This window comes from Mycobacterium sp., from assembly GCF_049673265.1.
Taxonomy (GTDB): domain Bacteria; phylum Actinomycetota; class Actinomycetes; order Mycobacteriales; family Mycobacteriaceae; genus Mycobacterium.
Map to the genome: position 1 here is coordinate 1 of NZ_JBATXN010000473.1, position 2,147 is coordinate 2,147.

2 protein-coding genes are annotated in these 2,147 nt (G+C 65.1%); both read left to right on the forward strand.

The window, feature by feature from the left end:
* Positions 1–1,108, forward strand: a 1,108-nt coding sequence (locus WBF82_RS16400) for a sensor domain-containing protein (protein WP_424384033.1), incomplete at its 5' end; no start/stop codon positions are given.
* Positions 1,109–1,298: 190 nt separating this feature from the next.
* A complete protein-coding gene (locus WBF82_RS16405; protein WP_424384034.1) occupies positions 1,299–1,595 on the forward strand; it encodes a hypothetical protein in 297 nt (98 codons plus the stop codon).
* Positions 1,596–2,147: the final 552 nt, after the last annotated feature.

A 2,147-nucleotide genomic window follows, 5' to 3' on the forward strand; every position in this document is an offset into this window, starting at 1 on the left:
GGTCACCGACCTGGTGCCGTCGTTGCCGGCCGCACTTGATCAGGTGGTCGGCGTTGCGATGGCCAAGGACCCCGCCGCCCGGTTCGGTTCGGCGCACGCTCTCGCCGAGGCGGCCGCCGCCGCCCTACGTGATCCCACGCTGCGGTTAACAACACCACTGCCGCCGGTGCCCAGCTCGGATGTCAGCTCCTATCCCCGCGTCGACCCCCCGGGTGCGCCGTGGTGGCAGCAGGGCGGACAGCGCACACTCAGCGGCTGGCCAGGCCAGTCGTCGCCGCCCGTAATGCCACTCATCCGGGCGCCGGCATCGCCGCGGCGGCGCCGGCGAGCCATGGTCGGCGCTGCTATCGCGGCTGCGGTGCTGATCACCGCTGCTACCATCACGCTGGTTGCGTGGCCGGAGGGCCAAACCACCAGTCCCACCAACGATTCCAGGCAGTCAGCTGCTGCATCAGCGGGCGCCGGTCCGGCGCCGTCGTCGACGCAGGGGCCGGCCTTAGAAGCCACCGACATCGGGCCCGCCCAGCTGCGCCCGATCCTGCTCGCTGCGACCGAGCTTCCCCAATCTGGCGGTGCCCCAATGGCACTCGAGCAAGATGCCACGGCCCTGGCAGACGACGCCGCGACCGTGGCCAGCCCGGACCAGCAATGTCTGGGCGCGTGGCTGCCTGCCCAACAGTCGGTATATCGGCCGACGCCGTTGACTGGCTCCTTCACCGTCACCGGGGTAGCCGCCCAAACACTGCGGGGCATCAACCAAGAACCCTGGCAAGACGGCATCGTCGAAGCTGTGGTCTCCTTCGACTCCCAGCAGTCGGCCGGCAAATGGTATGTCCGCCAGCGCGGCCAGTGGGAACTGTGCGGCGGAAATACCATCACCGTGACCCCACCCGGCCAAACCGCACAGACATGGGAGTTCAGCCATCCGGTCACCACCACCGGCGTGTACATCATCAGCGCCACCTTGCGCGGAGGCCCGGGATCCTGCCAACACGGGATAATGGCTCGCGGCAACGTGATCATCGATATTCGGCAGTGCCGGGCGGCCGGGGGTACGGACGTCGCCGCACTAGCAACCGCAACCGCCGCCAAGGTGCCGCGACAGTAACCGGAAGGCCAGCGCAATGAACGTTCTTACCCGCGCGGCAATCGTCTTGCTAGCCGCCGCAATCACCGCCTCTTGCTCAAGCACGACCGGTGGTACTCCAGTCGCCCTACAATCCACCACCTCGGCCCGCGCGCCTGCATCAAACCCAACGAATCCGACTAGCGCGTCGCCGTCATCTGACGAAGACCAGGTGCGCCAAACCATCAAAACGTTCGAGGACGCCTACAACACCGAGAATTGGGACGCCTACCTCGACGTGATGTGTGCGCCGATGCGATCCAAATTCACCAGCACGGTGATGAGCGCCCTCAAAAAAGACCGCGAAAGAGCCGGTGTCACCACGACCACTATCACGGCGGTCTCGATTACCGGCGATACCGCCACGGTGAACATGAACTCACACAACGAAGCCCTAGGATCGGCGTCGGTCAGCTTGCCGTTGAAGCGCGAGGAGGACGGTTGGAAAATCTGCCAAACCTATCCGTAGCGGAGGTGCCGACCGCGGCCGCCCCAGATTCCGGCACACGGGCCACGCAGCTGACCCTGCCCGTACGCAACTGCGTTCCCCTGACACTATGCGCCGGTGCCACCGCAATCTTTCTTGCGACATTGCTAATCAGCTCGTGCTCGCACTCGACGGGCGGCACCGCAATACCGCAACACAGCACCGCCGCGAGGCCCTCTGTTCCAACAACCAGTCACATCCAGTCGCCGACCGCGCCGCTATCACCCGTTGCGGCCTCCGATGAGGACCAGGCCCGCCAAACCGTCAACGCGTTCAACGACGCCTACAACACCCAGAATTGGGCGGCCTACACCGAATTGATGTGCGCGGCGATGCGCGTCCAATTTACTGGTGTCGTTATGGATTACGTGAAGAGGAACCGCGCCACCGGTGGCCCCAACACGATCCAATCCATGACAGTCACGATCACCGGTGACGCCGCCACCGCCACCATCACGGGCGCCAACGAGGCGTTGGGCCCAGGCACGATTAAGCTGCCGCTCAAACGAGAAGACGGTTGGAAAGTTTGCCAGG